Source organism: Enterobacter sp. Li2LvB3 (genome assembly GCF_056156645.1).
On sequence record NZ_JBSICG010000025.1, the window covers coordinates 31,227 to 44,900 of the forward strand.

General features: G+C 54.8%; 13 protein-coding genes. 9 read left to right on the top strand and 4 right to left on the bottom strand.

Annotated elements, in window-relative coordinates; translation table 11 throughout:
• Position 1: 1 nt before the first annotated feature.
• From hslR to pckA, 3 genes are all read left to right on the top strand, one after another.
• The gene (gene hslR, locus ACS603_RS18775) at positions 2-403 is read left to right on the top strand and encodes a ribosome-associated heat shock protein Hsp15 (protein ID WP_182062805.1); all 402 of its coding nucleotides are present in this window, start codon (positions 2-4) and stop codon (positions 401-403) included.
• Positions 404-428: 25 nt separating this feature from the next.
• Positions 429-1,307 (top strand): Hsp33 family molecular chaperone HslO, encoded by an 879-nt coding sequence (gene hslO / locus ACS603_RS18780; protein WP_182062806.1) that lies wholly within the window; start codon positions 429-431, stop codon positions 1,305-1,307.
• A 362-nt stretch (positions 1,308-1,669) separates the two neighbouring features.
• Entirely contained in the window at positions 1,670-3,289 is a 1,620-nt protein-coding gene (gene pckA, locus ACS603_RS18785) for a phosphoenolpyruvate carboxykinase (ATP) (protein ID WP_315687098.1), read from the top strand.
• Positions 3,290-3,415: 126 nt separating this feature from the next.
• Here pckA and envZ read toward each other — a convergent pair whose 3' ends face one another.
• Together envZ and ompR are read right to left on the bottom strand one after the other, a co-directional pair.
• Positions 3,416-4,759, bottom strand: coding sequence for a two-component system sensor histidine kinase EnvZ (gene envZ, locus ACS603_RS18790; RefSeq protein WP_182062808.1), 1,344 nt, complete (start codon positions 4,757-4,759; stop codon positions 3,416-3,418).
• Positions 4,756-5,475 (bottom strand): osmolarity response regulator transcription factor OmpR, encoded by a 720-nt coding sequence (gene ompR, locus ACS603_RS18795; protein ID WP_001157751.1) that lies wholly within the window; start codon positions 5,473-5,475, stop codon positions 4,756-4,758. Before ompR ends, envZ begins: the two co-directional genes overlap by 4 nt.
• Positions 5,476-5,708: 233 nt before the next feature.
• Here ompR and greB point away from each other — a divergent pair, with 233 nt between their 5' ends.
• From greB to feoC, 5 genes are all read left to right on the top strand, one after another.
• On the top strand, positions 5,709-6,182 hold the full coding sequence (greB, locus tag ACS603_RS18800; RefSeq protein ID WP_474944707.1) for a transcription elongation factor GreB: 474 nt from the start codon (positions 5,709-5,711) through the stop codon (positions 6,180-6,182).
• 87 nt (positions 6,183-6,269) lie between these two features.
• Positions 6,270-8,603, top strand: a complete 2,334-nt coding sequence (locus ACS603_RS18805) for a Tex family protein (RefSeq protein ID WP_474944708.1) — start codon at positions 6,270-6,272, stop codon at positions 8,601-8,603.
• Positions 8,604-8,922: 319 nt separating this feature from the next.
• A complete protein-coding gene (feoA, locus tag ACS603_RS18810; protein WP_014072118.1) occupies positions 8,923-9,150 on the top strand; it encodes a ferrous iron transporter A in 228 nt (75 codons plus the stop codon).
• A 30-nt stretch (positions 9,151-9,180) separates the two neighbouring features.
• Positions 9,181-11,499, top strand: coding sequence for a Fe(2+) transporter permease subunit FeoB (feoB, locus tag ACS603_RS18815; RefSeq protein ID WP_474944709.1), 2,319 nt, complete (start codon positions 9,181-9,183; stop codon positions 11,497-11,499).
• Between the two features lie 11 nt (positions 11,500-11,510).
• Positions 11,511-11,747, top strand: coding sequence for a [Fe-S]-dependent transcriptional repressor FeoC (feoC, locus tag ACS603_RS18820; protein WP_474944710.1), 237 nt, complete (start codon positions 11,511-11,513; stop codon positions 11,745-11,747).
• Between the two features lie 37 nt (positions 11,748-11,784).
• Here the strand turns inward: feoC and ACS603_RS18825 are convergent, their stop codons facing one another.
• Complete coding sequence (locus tag ACS603_RS18825) at positions 11,785-12,054, bottom strand: YdgH/BhsA/McbA-like domain containing protein (RefSeq protein ID WP_014072121.1); 270 nt, start codon at positions 12,052-12,054, stop codon at positions 11,785-11,787.
• Positions 12,055-12,166: 112 nt separating this feature from the next.
• Positions 12,167-12,940 carry a pimeloyl-ACP methyl ester esterase BioH gene (bioH, locus tag ACS603_RS18830; RefSeq protein WP_474944711.1) on the bottom strand — a complete coding sequence of 258 codons (774 nt, stop codon included), beginning with the start codon at positions 12,938-12,940 and terminating at the stop codon, positions 12,167-12,169.
• A 36-nt stretch (positions 12,941-12,976) separates the two neighbouring features.
• Here bioH and gntX point away from each other — a divergent pair, with 36 nt between their 5' ends.
• On the top strand, positions 12,977-13,660 hold the full coding sequence (gene gntX, locus ACS603_RS18835; protein WP_474944712.1) for a DNA utilization protein GntX: 684 nt from the start codon (positions 12,977-12,979) through the stop codon (positions 13,658-13,660).
• Positions 13,661-13,674: the final 14 nt, after the last annotated feature.

Below are 13,674 nucleotides of genomic sequence, written 5' to 3' on the forward strand. Positions count from 1 at the left end.
CATGAAAGAAAAACCCTCTGAAGGGGTGAGACTGGATAAATGGCTGTGGGCAGCCCGTTTTTATAAAACCCGCGCACTTGCCCGAGAGATGATTGACGGCGGCAAGGTGCATTACAACGGCCAGCGCGGTAAACCGAGCAAGCTGGTTGAGCTGAATGCCACCTTAACGCTGCGTCAGGGCAACGATGAACGAACGGTAGTGATCAAAGCCATTACCGAACAGCGCAGACCCGCAACCGAAGCTGTTTTGCTCTACGAAGAAACGGCGGAGAGTATCGAGAAACGCGAAAAGACGGCGCTGGCTCGCAAAATGAATGCACTGACCATGCCGCACCCGGATCGGCGTCCGGATAAAAAAGAGCGCCGTGAACTGATGAAATTTAAACACGGTGAGAGCGAGTAACCCCTCACCTGCACGAGAGACTATTATGGCCCAACACGACCAATTACACCGCTATCTGTTTGAACAATTTGCCGTTCGCGGCGAGCTGGTGACCGTATCCGAAACCTGGAAACAGATTCTGGAAAACCACAACTACCCGCTGCCAGTAAAAACCCTGCTGGGCGAACTGCTGGTTGCCACCAGCCTGCTAACCGCGACGCTGAAATTTGCCGGCGATATCACCGTGCAGTTACAGGGCGATGGCCCAATGACGCTGGCGGTGATTAACGGGAATAACCAGCAGCAAATGCGTGGTGTTGCGCGCGTTCAGGGCGACGTACCGGAAGGCGCTGACCTGAAAACGCTGGTCGGCAATGGCTATCTGGTTATCACTATTTCTCCAGAAGAAGGTGAACGTTATCAAGGTGTTGTTGGTCTGGAAGGCCACACACTGGCGGCATGTCTGGAAGATTACTTCATGCGCTCCGAACAGTTGCCAACCCGTCTGTTCATTCGCACCGGTGAAGTAGACGGTCAGCCTGTGGCGGGCGGGATGCTGTTGCAGGTTCTGCCAGCGCAGGATGCACAGACCAATGACTTCGAACATCTGGCAACACTGACTGAAACCATTAAGGCAGATGAGCTGTTCAACCTGTCTGCAACCGATGTGCTGTGGCGCCTGTATCACGAAGAAGAAGTGACGGTTTACGATCCGCAGTCCGTTGAGTTCAAGTGTACCTGTTCCCGCGAGCGTTGCGCGGACGCGCTGAAAACCCTGCCGGATGAAGAGATCGACAGCATCATGGCGGAAGACGGTGAAATTGATATGCATTGTGACTACTGCAGTACGCACTACGTGTTCAATTCAATGGATATTGCCGAGATCCGCAACAACGCCTCCCCGGCGGATCCGCAGGTTCACTGATCCTCTCTTTCCCCCTCACCCTGACCCTCTCCCCAAAGGGGAGAGGGCTGGGGTGAGGGGCAAAAATCCCCCCATAAGCTGAATCGTTTTCAGAATGTAACCCTTACGTAATTTTTCTACATGTATGCGATTACATTCACATTCCTTCCGTTAAAATCACCACCGCTTAACCTTTTCAGAACATTTTCCCCAACAAAAAACCGATTCCTGCGATAATCCGCCTGCCCTGTGACTGGAGTCGCAGCGTTTTCCGTTAGCAAGGGTTTTGTCCAGATACGTAAATCTATGAGCCCCGTCGCGGTTAACAAACACAGAAAAACCCTACAATTTTAGGCAGTACATATTGGCTAAGGAGCAGTGATATGCGTGTTACTGGTTTAACCCCGCAAGATCTCAAGGCTTATGGTATTCACGACGTCCAGGAAGTCGTCTACAACCCCGATTACGATACGCTGTATCAGGAAGAGCTCAATCCAGCACTGGAAGGATACGAGCGAGGTGTGTTGACAAACCTTGGTGCTATCGCCGTCGATACCGGTATTTTTACCGGTCGTTCGCCGAAAGATAAGTATATCGTCCGAGACGAAACCACCCGCGATACGCTGTGGTGGGCAGATAAAGGCAAAGGGAAGAACGACAACAAACCGCTCTCCCCTGAAACCTGGCAGCATCTGAAAGGGCTCGTCACCCATCAACTCTCCGGCAAGCGTCTGTTCATTATTGATGCCTTCTGTGGCGCAAACGCTGACACCCGTCTTTCCGTCCGTTTTATCACCGAAGTGGCCTGGCAGGCGCATTTCGTGAAAAACATGTTTATTCGTCCGACTGATGAAGAGTTAAAGGATTTCACCCCGGATTTCATCGTTATGAACGGTGCAAAATGCACTAACCCACAGTGGAAAGAACAAGGCCTGAATTCCGAGAATTTCATCGCCTTCAACCTGACCGAACGTATCCAGCTGATTGGCGGTACCTGGTACGGCGGCGAGATGAAGAAAGGGATGTTCTCGGTGATGAACTACCTTCTGCCATTGCAGGGCATTGCCTCCATGCACTGTTCCGCGAACGTTGGCGAGAAAGGTGATGTGGCCGTGTTCTTTGGCCTGTCAGGCACCGGGAAAACCACGCTTTCCACCGATCCGAAACGCCGTCTGATTGGCGATGATGAGCACGGCTGGGATGACGATGGCGTGTTTAACTTCGAAGGCGGTTGCTACGCCAAAACCATTCGTTTGTCTGAGGAAGCTGAGCCGGACATCTTCCACGCCATCCGTCGCGATGCATTGCTGGAAAACGTTACCGTGCGTGCCGATGGCACAATCGATTTCGATGATGCATCCAAAACCGAAAATACCCGTGTCTCCTACCCGATCAACCACATCGAAAACATTGTGAAACCGGTGTCGAAAGCGGGTCATGCCACGAAGGTGATTTTCCTGACGGCAGATGCGTTCGGCGTGCTGCCTCCGGTATCACGGCTGACGGCCAACCAGACGCAGTACCACTTCCTCTCTGGCTTTACCGCTAAACTGGCCGGTACAGAGCGCGGTGTGACTGAACCAACCCCAACCTTCTCCGCCTGCTTTGGCGCGGCATTCCTGTCGCTGCACCCAACGCAGTACGCTGAAGTGCTGGTGAAGCGTATGCAGGCATCCGGCGCACAGGCGTATCTGGTCAACACTGGCTGGAACGGTACGGGCAAACGTATCTCTATCAAAGATACCCGCGCTATTATCGATGCCATTCTGGATGGATCGCTGGATAACGCTGAAACCTTCACCCTGCCGATGTTTGATCTGGCGATCCCAACGGAACTGCCGGGCGTGGATACGCATATCCTTGACCCGCGTAATACCTACGGCTCACCGGAGCAGTGGCGTGAGAAAGCGGAATCGCTGGCGAAGCTGTTTATTGAGAACTTTGAGAAGTACACCGATACACCAGCAGGTGTTGCGCTGGTGAGTGCGGGACCGAAGCTGTAACCCTTCTCCCTCTCCCACGGGGAGAGGGTCGGGGTGAGGGCATCAGGCCGCAGAGACCGTACCTTAGTCAGGTGGCGGCTTCGCCTTACCCGACCTACGAAAAAGGGTGGCTAGTGCCACCCTTTTTTAACTCTCTTTCACCTGTCGCGTGACAGGTACCGGCAACCACGCACGAATACTCAAACCACCCCGCTCGCTGGTTCCAATTTCCAGCAAACCGTTATGGTTATCGATAATACGCTGCACAATCGCCAGACCTAAGCCCGTGCCGCTGGTGCTACGCGCGCTATCGCCACGCACAAACGGCTGGAACAGATGCTTACGCTGCTCGGGCTTGATGCCCGGGCCGTCATCCTCAACCTGGAACCAGGCGCGGTTAAGCTCAGATCCACTGCTGACCTTTATCCAGCCATTCCCGTAACGCGCCGCATTGACCACCATATTGGCGACAGCACGTTTGATAGAGAGCGGATGCATTCGCACCTGGATCTCTCCCAGCTGAAGGTCGGTGTCAATTTCGCGCTCGTAGCCGCTTTCCGCTGCCACCACTTCACCCAGCACCGCATTCAGATCCGCCATCTCCATCGGCATCTCCTGCCCGGTGCGCAGGTAATCAATGAACTGCTCAATGATGGCATTACACTCTTCGATGTCTTTGTTAATAGACTCCGCGAGATAACCATCCTCTTCGCCCATCATCTCTGTGGCCAGACGAATACGCGTCAGCGGGGTGCGCAGATCATGGCTGACACCGGCCATCAGCAGCGTACGGTCATCCGCCAGCTGTTTCACGCCTGCCGCCATATGGTTGAAGGCACGCGTAACCGAACGCACTTCCGACGCGCCATATTCGCGCAGCGGCGGTGGAATAATCCCTTTACCGACCTGAAGCGCTGCGTGCTCCAGGTCGACCAGTGGTCGGTTCTGTATGCGAATAAACAGCCACGCGCCCCCTATCGCCAGCAGCATAATGGCCAGGGTATAGCGGAACAGTGGCGAAAAATCGCCCTGATGGATTTCGGTCAGCGGGACTCGCACCCAGATATTGGGTGAGAGCCAGGTTTTTAGCCAGACAACCGGCGAGCTTTTGTTGACCTCAACGCGGACTTCCGTCGGGCCACCCAGCTGCTGCGCCATCTGTTGACTCAGGAATTCGTAGTGTTGCGCCCAGCGCAGGCCTGCATCTTCTGCCGCTTCATTGGAATAAAGCGAAATACCCAGCTCGCGGTAAATCTCACGGCGAAACGCCGGAGGAACCACCAGCTGTGTGCCATCCTCCAGTTGCAGTTTATCGGTCATCAGCATACGAACTTCATACGCCAGGACCTTATTAAACTGCTGGAGACTGGGCAGGATCGCAAAGTTCAGCACCACCAGATAGGTCGTCACCAGGCTGACGAACAGCAAGGTGACGATCAGTAACAGCGTGCGGGCAAACGAACTTCGCGGCGAGAAGCGCATTCGCCTCATGCTTTAGAGCCGTCCGGCACGAACACGTAGCCCAGACCCCAGACGGTCTGAATATAACGAGGATGCGCCGGATCTTCTTCCACCATGCGGCGCAGACGAGAGATCTGCACGTCGATTGAGCGTTCCATTGCGGAGTATTCGCGGCCACGCGCCAGGTTCATCAGCTTGTCACGGGAAAGTGGTTCACGCGGGTGGCTAACCAGCGCTTTCAGAACCGCGAACTCGCCGCTGGTGAGAGGCATTGGCTCATCTTCACGGAACATCTCACGCGTACCGAGGTTCAGCTTAAACTTACCGAACGCGATAACCGCTTCTTCCTGAGACGGCGCACCCGGCAGTTCGTTCGCCTGACGACGCAGCACAGCGCGAATACGCGCCAGTAGCTCACGCGGGTTAAACGGTTTTGGAATGTAGTCGTCGGCACCGATTTCCAGGCCCACGATACGGTCAACTTCTTCACCTTTCGCCGTCACCATAATGATCGGCATTGGGTTGCTCTGGCTACGCAGACGGCGGCAGATAGAAAGCCCATCTTCGCCAGGCAGCATCAGGTCGAGAACCATCAGGTGAAAAGATTCACGGGTCAGCAGACGGTCCATCTGTTCAGCGTTCGCAACGCTACGAACCTGGAAGCCCTGCTCGGTCAGATAACGTTCCAGCAGCGCGCGCAGGCGCATGTCGTCATCCACGACCAGAATTTTGTAGTTCTCTTGCATTATGTGTACTCCCAAAGGTTCGGATAGTCTTTGTAACAGCGTATTCTAAAAAAGTGCACGTGTTCGACCAGCTAATTCTGGTATAAATTCTAGTCGAAATTGTTACAAAGCATATTTAACAGCAGCTTATCTGCACATTTCATCACATAAATCATTATTAACGCTGTCTGTTACTATATTTGATACGTAATGTGCGCAACGTCTGCAATGAAGTCGAGTCTGAAGGTCACACCATGAAAACGCCCCTGATCACCCGCGAAGGGTACGAAAAACTCAAAAAAGAGATGGATTACCTGTGGCGAGAAGAGCGCCCGGAAGTGACCAAAAAAGTCACCTGGGCGGCAAGTCTTGGCGATCGCAGCGAAAATGCTGACTACCAGTACAACAAAAAACGCCTGCGTGAGATAGACCGTCGGGTACGTTACCTGACCAAATGCCTTGAGAACCTCAAAATCGTCGATTACTCCCCGCAACAGGAGGGCAAGGTGTTCTTCGGCGCTTGGGTTGAAATTGAGAATGATAACGGCAACACCCTTCGTTTTCGTATTGTCGGCTACGATGAAATTTTTGGTCGTAAGGATTACATCTCTATCGACTCACCGATGGCCCGCGCGCTGCTGAAAAAGGAAGTGGGTGATTTGGCCGTCGTGCAGACACCTGCCGGTGAGGCCAGCTGGTACGTGAATGAGATAGAGTACGTTAAATAGTCCGAGAGCGCCCTCCACGGCTGGCATTTTGCCGTGTCAGCCCGTATAACTATCCCCTGATTTTTCGACTCAACAGATGATAAAGCCATGATGAATGATTCGCTCTGCCGCATTATTGCGGGTGATATTCAGGCCAGAGCCGAACAGGTAGAAGCTGCCGTTCGCCTGCTTGATGAAGGGAACACCGTGCCGTTTATTGCACGTTATCGTAAGGAAGTCACTGGCGGTCTGGATGATACTCAGCTGCGTAATCTGGAAACCCGCCTGGGTTATCTGCGTGAGCTGGAAGACCGGCGTCAGGCAATCCTCAAATCCATTGGCGAACAGGGCAAGCTCACCAGCGACCTGGAAAAAGCCATTAACGGCACGCTGAGCAAAACCGAATTAGAAGATCTCTATCTGCCGTATAAACCGAAGCGTCGCACGCGCGGGCAGATTGCGATTGAAGCCGGTCTGGAACCTCTGGCCGAGCTGCTGTGGAACACCCCATCCCACGACCCGGAATCCGAAGCCGCGAAATTTATCGATGCCGATAAAGGCGTGGCCGACACCAAAGCCGCCCTCGATGGCGCGCGTTATATCCTGATGGAGCGCTTCGCCGAAGACGCCGCGCTGCTCTCTAAAGTGCGTGACTATCTGTGGAAGAACGCGCACCTGGTGTCAACCGTGGTGAGCGGCAAAGAGGAAGAAGGTGCGAAATTCCGCGATTATTTCGATCACCACGAGCCCATTTCAACTACCCCTTCTCACCGCGCGCTGGCGATGTTCCGTGGCCGCAACGAAGGTGTGTTGCAGCTTTCCCTGAATGCCGATCCGCAGTTCGATGAGCCGCCAAAAGAGAGCCACTGCGAGCAGATCATTATCGATCACCTCGGACTGCGTCTGAACAACGCCCCGGCAGACAGTTGGCGTAAAGGCGTAGTGAGCTGGACGTGGCGTATCAAAGTGCTGATGCACCTCGAAACCGAGCTGATGGGCACCGTGCGCGAGCGCGCCGAAGACGAAGCGATTAACGTTTTTGCCCGTAACCTGCACGATCTGCTGATGGCGGCACCTGCGGGCCTGCGTGCCACCATGGGCCTCGACCCTGGCCTGCGTACCGGCGTGAAAGTGGCAGTGGTTGACGGTACCGGCAAACTGGTGGCTACCGACACCATTTACCCACACACCGGCCAGGCTGCGAAAGCGGCCGTCGCGGTTGCGGCGCTGTGCGAAAAGTACAACGTTGAACTGGTTGCTATCGGTAACGGGACTGCATCCCGTGAAACCGAGCGTTTCTTCCTTGATGTACAAAAACAGTTCCCGAAAGTCACTGCCCAGAAGGTTATCGTCAGTGAAGCGGGGGCGTCTGTTTATTCCGCATCTGAACTGGCAGCCCAGGAATTCCCGGATCTGGACGTTTCCCTGCGCGGCGCGGTGTCTATTGCCCGCCGCCTGCAAGATCCGCTGGCAGAACTGGTGAAAATCGATCCGAAATCCATCGGTGTGGGCCAGTATCAGCACGACGTCAGCCAGACTCAGCTGGCGCGTAAGCTGGATGCGGTCGTGGAAGACTGTGTTAACGCCGTCGGTGTAGACCTGAATACTGCCTCCGTTGCCCTGCTGACCCGCGTGGCGGGCTTAACCCGCATGATGGCGCAGAACATTGTGGCCTGGCGTGATGAAAACGGTCAGTTCCAGAACCGCCAGCAGCTGCTGAAGGTGAGCCGTCTGGGGCCGAAAGCGTTTGAGCAGTGCGCGGGCTTCCTGCGTATCAACCACGGCGATAACCCGCTGGATGCCTCAACCGTGCACCCGGAAGCCTATCCGGTTGTCGAGCGCATTCTGGCGGCCACGCAGCAGGCACTGAAAGACCTGATGGGTGACAACAGCGCCCTGCGCAACCTGAAAGCGGCTGATTTCACCGATGAACAGTTCGGTGTACCGACGGTGACCGACATCATCAAAGAGCTGGAAAAACCAGGCCGCGACCCGCGTCCTGAGTTTAAAACCGCGACCTTTGCTGAAGGCGTCGAAACCATGAACGACCTGCTGCCGGGCATGGTACTGGAAGGTGCCGTCACTAACGTCACCAACTTTGGTGCGTTTGTTGATATCGGCGTGCATCAGGATGGCCTGGTCCATATCTCTTCGCTGGCCGATAAGTTCGTTGAAGATCCACATACCGTGGTCAAAGCGGGCGATATCGTGAAAGTGAAAGTGCTGGAAGTTGACCTGCAACGTAAGCGTATTGCCCTGACCATGCGTCTGGACGAGCAGCCGGGTGAAACCAATGCGCGTCGTGGCAACGGCGGTGGCGCTCGCGAGCAGCAGCGTCCTGCGGCTAATAAGGCCGCAAAACCGCGTGGCCGTGATGCTCAGCCTGCGGGTAACAGTGCCATGATGGATGCGCTGGCAGCCGCAATGGGTAAAAAGCGCTAAGGTTGTCAATGCCCGGTGGCGCTACGCTTACCGGGCCTACGGTTTTGTAGGCCGGGCAAACGCAGTGCCGCCCGGCAAGCAGACCGCAGCGAATTAAAACAAATATGATGTAGCCATATTTAAACCGCTAATTATCACCCCGTTAACAAATACTCCCCTTTTCGTTTTCCCGTCATTTCAGCAAATATTGAGCAAGGTCAAACAGGCCGTAAATTAATACTGCAAACAACATTCCGTCACAGTTTTAATATTGCTGATAAAAACTATTCTCATTATCATCCCATAGTAGATAATTTAACCTTTCATGGAATCAGGCACTATGCAATTCACTCCCGACAGTGCATGGAAAATTACCGGCTTCACCCGTGAAATTAGCCCGGCTTATCGGCAAAAACTGCTGTCATTAGGCATGTTACCTGGCTCGTCATTCCAGGTCGTGCGCGTGGCACCGCTGGGTGATCCTGTTCATATCGAAACCCGACGCGTAAACCTGGTTCTGCGTAAAAAAGACCTCGCATTAATCGAAGTCGAAGCGATATCCCGATAACAAGCCAGCGGTTTCAGTGAGTCTAATGCAATGAAAAAATTAACTATTGGCTTAATTGGCAATCCTAATTCCGGCAAGACAACCTTATTTAACCAGTTAACGGGCGCACGTCAGCGTGTGGGAAATTGGGCGGGTGTCACAGTTGAACGAAAAGAAGGTCAGTTTTCCACAACAGACCATCAGGTCACGCTGGTTGATCTGCCCGGAACCTATTCATTAACCACTATCTCGTCGCAAACCTCGCTCGATGAGCAGATTGCCTGTCACTATATTTTGAGCGGCGATGCCGATGTATTAATTAACGTGGTGGACGCCTCCAATCTGGAGCGCAACCTGTACCTGACGCTGCAACTGCTTGAGCTTGGCATCCCGTGCATCGTGGCGCTGAATATGCTCGACATCGCGGAAAAACAACACCTGCGCATTGATGTCGATGCGCTCTCTGCCCGTCTGGGTTGCCCGGTTGTGCCGCTGGTGTCCACCCGCGCGCGCGGCATTGATGCCCTGAAACTGGCGATCGACCGCCATGCGGGCAACATCAGCGTTGAGCTGGTGCACTATGCCCAACCGCTGCTTCGCGAAGCCAGCCTGCTGGCGCAGGAAATGGAACAACACATGCCGGTTAAACAGCGCATGTGGCTCGGCCTGCAAATGCTGGAAGGGGATATCTATAGCCGCGCCTACTCAGGCAACGCCGCCGATAAACTGGATGTTGCGCTGGCGCGTCTTAGCGACGAGCTGGACGATCCGGCGCTGCACATTGCGGATGCCCGCTATCAGGCCATTGCCGCCATTTGCGATGTCGTGAGTAACGCCCTGACCGCAGAGCCAAGCAAATTCACCGCCGCCGTAGACAAAATCGTCCTCAACCGCTTCCTCGGCCTGCCTGTGTTCCTGCTGGTGATGTACCTGATGTTCCTGCTTGCTATCAACATCGGGGGCGCGCTTCAGCCTATTTTTGACGCCGGCTCGGTGGCGGTATTTGTCCATGGTATTCAGTGGATTGGTTACACCCTGCACTTCCCGGAATGGCTGACCATCTTCCTTGCTCAGGGGATTGGGGGCGGTATCAACACCGTTCTGCCGCTGGTTCCGCAAATCGGCATGATGTACCTGTTCCTCTCCTTCCTTGAGGATTCGGGCTACATGGCGCGTGCGGCCTTCGTGATGGATCGCCTGATGCAGGCGCTGGGTCTTCCGGGGAAATCCTTTGTACCACTGATTGTCGGTTTCGGCTGTAACGTGCCGTCAGTCATGGGGGCTCGCACCCTGGATGCACCGCGTGAACGCCTGATGACCATCATGATGGCGCCGTTTATGTCCTGCGGCGCGCGTCTGGCCATCTTCGCGGTCTTTGCCGCAGCCTTCTTTGGCCAACAAGGGGCACTGGCGGTGTTCTCGCTGTATGTGTTGGGCATCGTAATGGCTATCCTTACAGGGCTGATGCTCAAACACACCATCATGCGTGGTGAAGCCTCGCCGTTTGTGATGGAACTGCCGGTATATCACGTTCCTCATCTGAAAAGCCTGGTTATTCAGACCTGGCAACGCCTGAAAGGCTTTGTACTGCGCGCCGGTAAAGTGATTGTCATCGTCAGCATCTTCCTGAGCGCGCTGAACAGCTTCACGCTGAGCGGCCAGGCGGCGGATAACATCAACGATTCTGCCCTTGCCTCCGTCAGTCGCGTCATCACACCAGTCTTCAAACCGATTGGCGTGCATGAGGATAACTGGCAGGCGACCGTCGGCCTGTTCACCGGCGCGATGGCAAAAGAGGTGGTGGTCGGTACACTGAACACACTCTTTACGGCGGAAAACATTCAGGAACAAGAGTTCAATCCGGCAGATTTCCACCTCGGTGACGAACTGCTCAACGCAGTAAAAGAAACCGGGCAGAGCCTGAAAGATACCTTCAGCCTGAGCGTGCTGGCGAACCCAATCGAAGCCAGCAAAGGCGATGGCGAAATGGCGACAGGTGCAATGGGTGTCATGAGCGAGAAATTTGGCAGCGCATCCGCAGCCTACAGCTACCTGATCTTCGTGCTGCTCTACATCCCGTGCATCTCCGTGATGGGTGCGATTTCCCGCGAGTCCAGCCGTGGCTGGATGGGCTTCTCGATTTTGTGGGGGCTGAACATTGCTTACTCACTGGCCACGCTCTTCTATCAGGCAACGAACTTTAGCCAGCATCCACGCTATAGCCTGGTCTGTATCCTGGCGGTTATTTTGTTCAACGTGATAGTTCTGGGCCTGCTGCGCCGGGCGCGCAGTCGTGTCGACATCAACCTGCTGGCAACGCGCAAAACCGCAGCCACCTGCTGCGACAGCCCGGCAGGCGACTGTCACTAAGGAGAATCGCCATGGCATCGTTGATTCAGGTTCGTGATTTACTGGCGCTGCAAGGGCGTATGGAGGCAAAGCAGTTGAGCCTCAGCCTGCATACGCCGCAACCGATGATCGATGCCATGCTTGAAAAACTGGAGGCGATGGGGAAAGCCATGCGAATTCAGGAAGATGCAGACGGTTGTTTATCCGGCAGTTGCAAAAGCTGCCCGGAAGGAACGGCCTGTCTCAGGGAGTGGTGGACGCTTCGTTAAAAATGCCGGGAAAGCAGAGCGCTTCCCGGCGTTTTTATTACTTATACACGTCCGCGGTTGCGCGTACGTTTTTGGTTTGTTTTTCCGCACTGGTCACGACGTAGTACGTACCGCCCAGCTCATCTGCCTTTTTAGACAACTCTTTTCTCGCGTCCATTGGCGCGGTGGTGTCAGAGGTCGTGATCTCACCAATTTTGGTCAGATTCATCCCGGCAAGCTTATCTTTTTCCAGCTCTTTAGCTGCAAAAACACCAAATGACAGTGACCCAATAACCAGAGAAGTGACAATACCTGTAACAAGTTTCATAACCATGACTCTCCATAGGATTGTAATTTTGATTATCGTAGGCAGTTCGACCGCAACGATATGATGAGTATTGTTGCGGTGTGTAACTTTTGCCAGGATGGATGGAAAATAATCAGTTTAAACGTTGACTTAACGCAACGAGAGCGGAACAAAATTCAGCGGGATGAGAGATAAACGGCGCGTGCGCGGCTTTCACAACCACATGTGATTCGCTTTGCGGCCACAGCGTATCCAGCAGCGGAACCACTTTACGTGGCACCAGCCCGTCCAGATAACCGTAGATCCGCAGATGCGGCAGGGCAAGCGTTGCCAGTGACTCACGCAGGTCGACCGTTTTTAAAATCTCCAGCCCACCGTTCAGCACATCAACGTCCGGCATCGGCAGTGACAACACGGTGTTTTTCAGCGTGCGGGCGTCTTGCCGTGCCGTTTCGGTACCCATTGTTTGCAGCGCCAGGAAGCGTTCCACGGTCCGCTGAAAATCTTCACTCAACTGCAGCTGGAACCCGGCCAGTACGTCAGGCTTAATACCAGGCCACGCGTCGCGTGCGCTAAAGCATGGCGAAGAGGCCACTGTCACCAGCGCCTGCACGCGTTCCGGGTGGGTCAGCGCAATCTTGCTTGCCACCAGCCCACCCAGACTCCAGCCGAGCCAGATGGCGTTTTGCGGCGCCGCATCCAGAACGTGCTGTGCCATCTCATCAAGCGACATCGCCTGATAGCCGTGGCTGCGGCCAAAACCCGGAAGATCAACCAGGTGCAACGTAAAATGCGAGGCCAGTTCCTCACTTACGCAATGCCATACTTCGGCGTTCAGTCCCCATCCGTGCAGCAGCACAAGATGGCAATTTCCCGTCCCTACGGTCTGCCACCACAGAGTCTTCATCAGTTACTGTTCTCTTTTTTCACAAGGAGGTTGCACATGCTAACAGTGCCTGGCTTGTGCTGGCTATGCCGAATGCCACTTGCCCTGAGCCGATGGGGGATCTGCTCAGTGTGTACGCGCGCGCTCATGCGCCCTGCCTGTGGGTGCCCACAGTGCGGTTTACCTGCCATGAACCCGAACATCCCTTGCGGGCGTTGCCTGCAAAAGCCACCGCCGTGGTGTGCGTTAGTGGCAGTGACGGATTACATCCCGCCACTGAGTGGGCTTGTTCACCAGTTTAAATTTTCCCGCCAGAGCACCCTGGCCATCCCACTTGCCCGCGTGTTGCTCCTCGCGATTTTACAGGCGCGCCGCACGCGTACCTTGCCACATGCCGACTGCATCGTGAATGTGCCCCTGCACGCCCGTCGCCACTGGCGGCGTGGCTATAACCAGAGCGACCTGCTCTGCCGGCCGCTCGCTCACTGGCTGGGTTGTCGCTACCCCGCGTCTGCGCTCAAACGCGTCCACGCCACCGCGATACAGCACCAGTTGACTGCGCGGCTTCGCAAAAAGAACCTTAAAAATGCCTTTCGCCTTGAATTCGCGGTGAAAGGCCTCCATATCGCGATCGTGGATGATGTCGTCACTACGGGCAGGACCGTTGCTGAACTTTCCCGACTGCTTTTGCGAAGCGGTGCCGCGTCTGTTCAGGTATGGTGTCTGTGCCGTACCTTGTAGCCCTTCTTCAATGG

Coding starts and splice junctions, on each gene's coding strand:
- hslR (WP_182062805.1), top strand. CDS start 2: ATGAAAGAAAAACCCTCTGAAGGGGTGAGACTGGATAAATGGCTGTGG.
- hslO (WP_182062806.1), top strand. CDS start 429: ATGGCCCAACACGACCAATTACACCGCTATCTGTTTGAACAATTTGCC.
- pckA (WP_315687098.1), top strand. CDS start 1,670: ATGCGTGTTACTGGTTTAACCCCGCAAGATCTCAAGGCTTATGGTATT.
- envZ (WP_182062808.1), bottom strand. CDS start 4,759: ATGAGGCGAATGCGCTTCTCGCCGCGAAGTTCGTTTGCCCGCACGCTG.
- ompR (WP_001157751.1), bottom strand. CDS start 5,475: ATGCAAGAGAACTACAAAATTCTGGTCGTGGATGACGACATGCGCCTG.
- greB (WP_474944707.1), top strand. CDS start 5,709: ATGAAAACGCCCCTGATCACCCGCGAAGGGTACGAAAAACTCAAAAAA.
- ACS603_RS18805 (WP_474944708.1), top strand. CDS start 6,270: ATGATGAATGATTCGCTCTGCCGCATTATTGCGGGTGATATTCAGGCC.
- feoA (WP_014072118.1), top strand. CDS start 8,923: ATGCAATTCACTCCCGACAGTGCATGGAAAATTACCGGCTTCACCCGT.
- feoB (WP_474944709.1), top strand. CDS start 9,181: ATGAAAAAATTAACTATTGGCTTAATTGGCAATCCTAATTCCGGCAAG.
- feoC (WP_474944710.1), top strand. CDS start 11,511: ATGGCATCGTTGATTCAGGTTCGTGATTTACTGGCGCTGCAAGGGCGT.
- ACS603_RS18825 (WP_014072121.1), bottom strand. CDS start 12,054: ATGAAACTTGTTACAGGTATTGTCACTTCTCTGGTTATTGGGTCACTG.
- bioH (WP_474944711.1), bottom strand. CDS start 12,940: ATGAAGACTCTGTGGTGGCAGACCGTAGGGACGGGAAATTGCCATCTT.
- gntX (WP_474944712.1), top strand. CDS start 12,977: ATGCTAACAGTGCCTGGCTTGTGCTGGCTATGCCGAATGCCACTTGCC.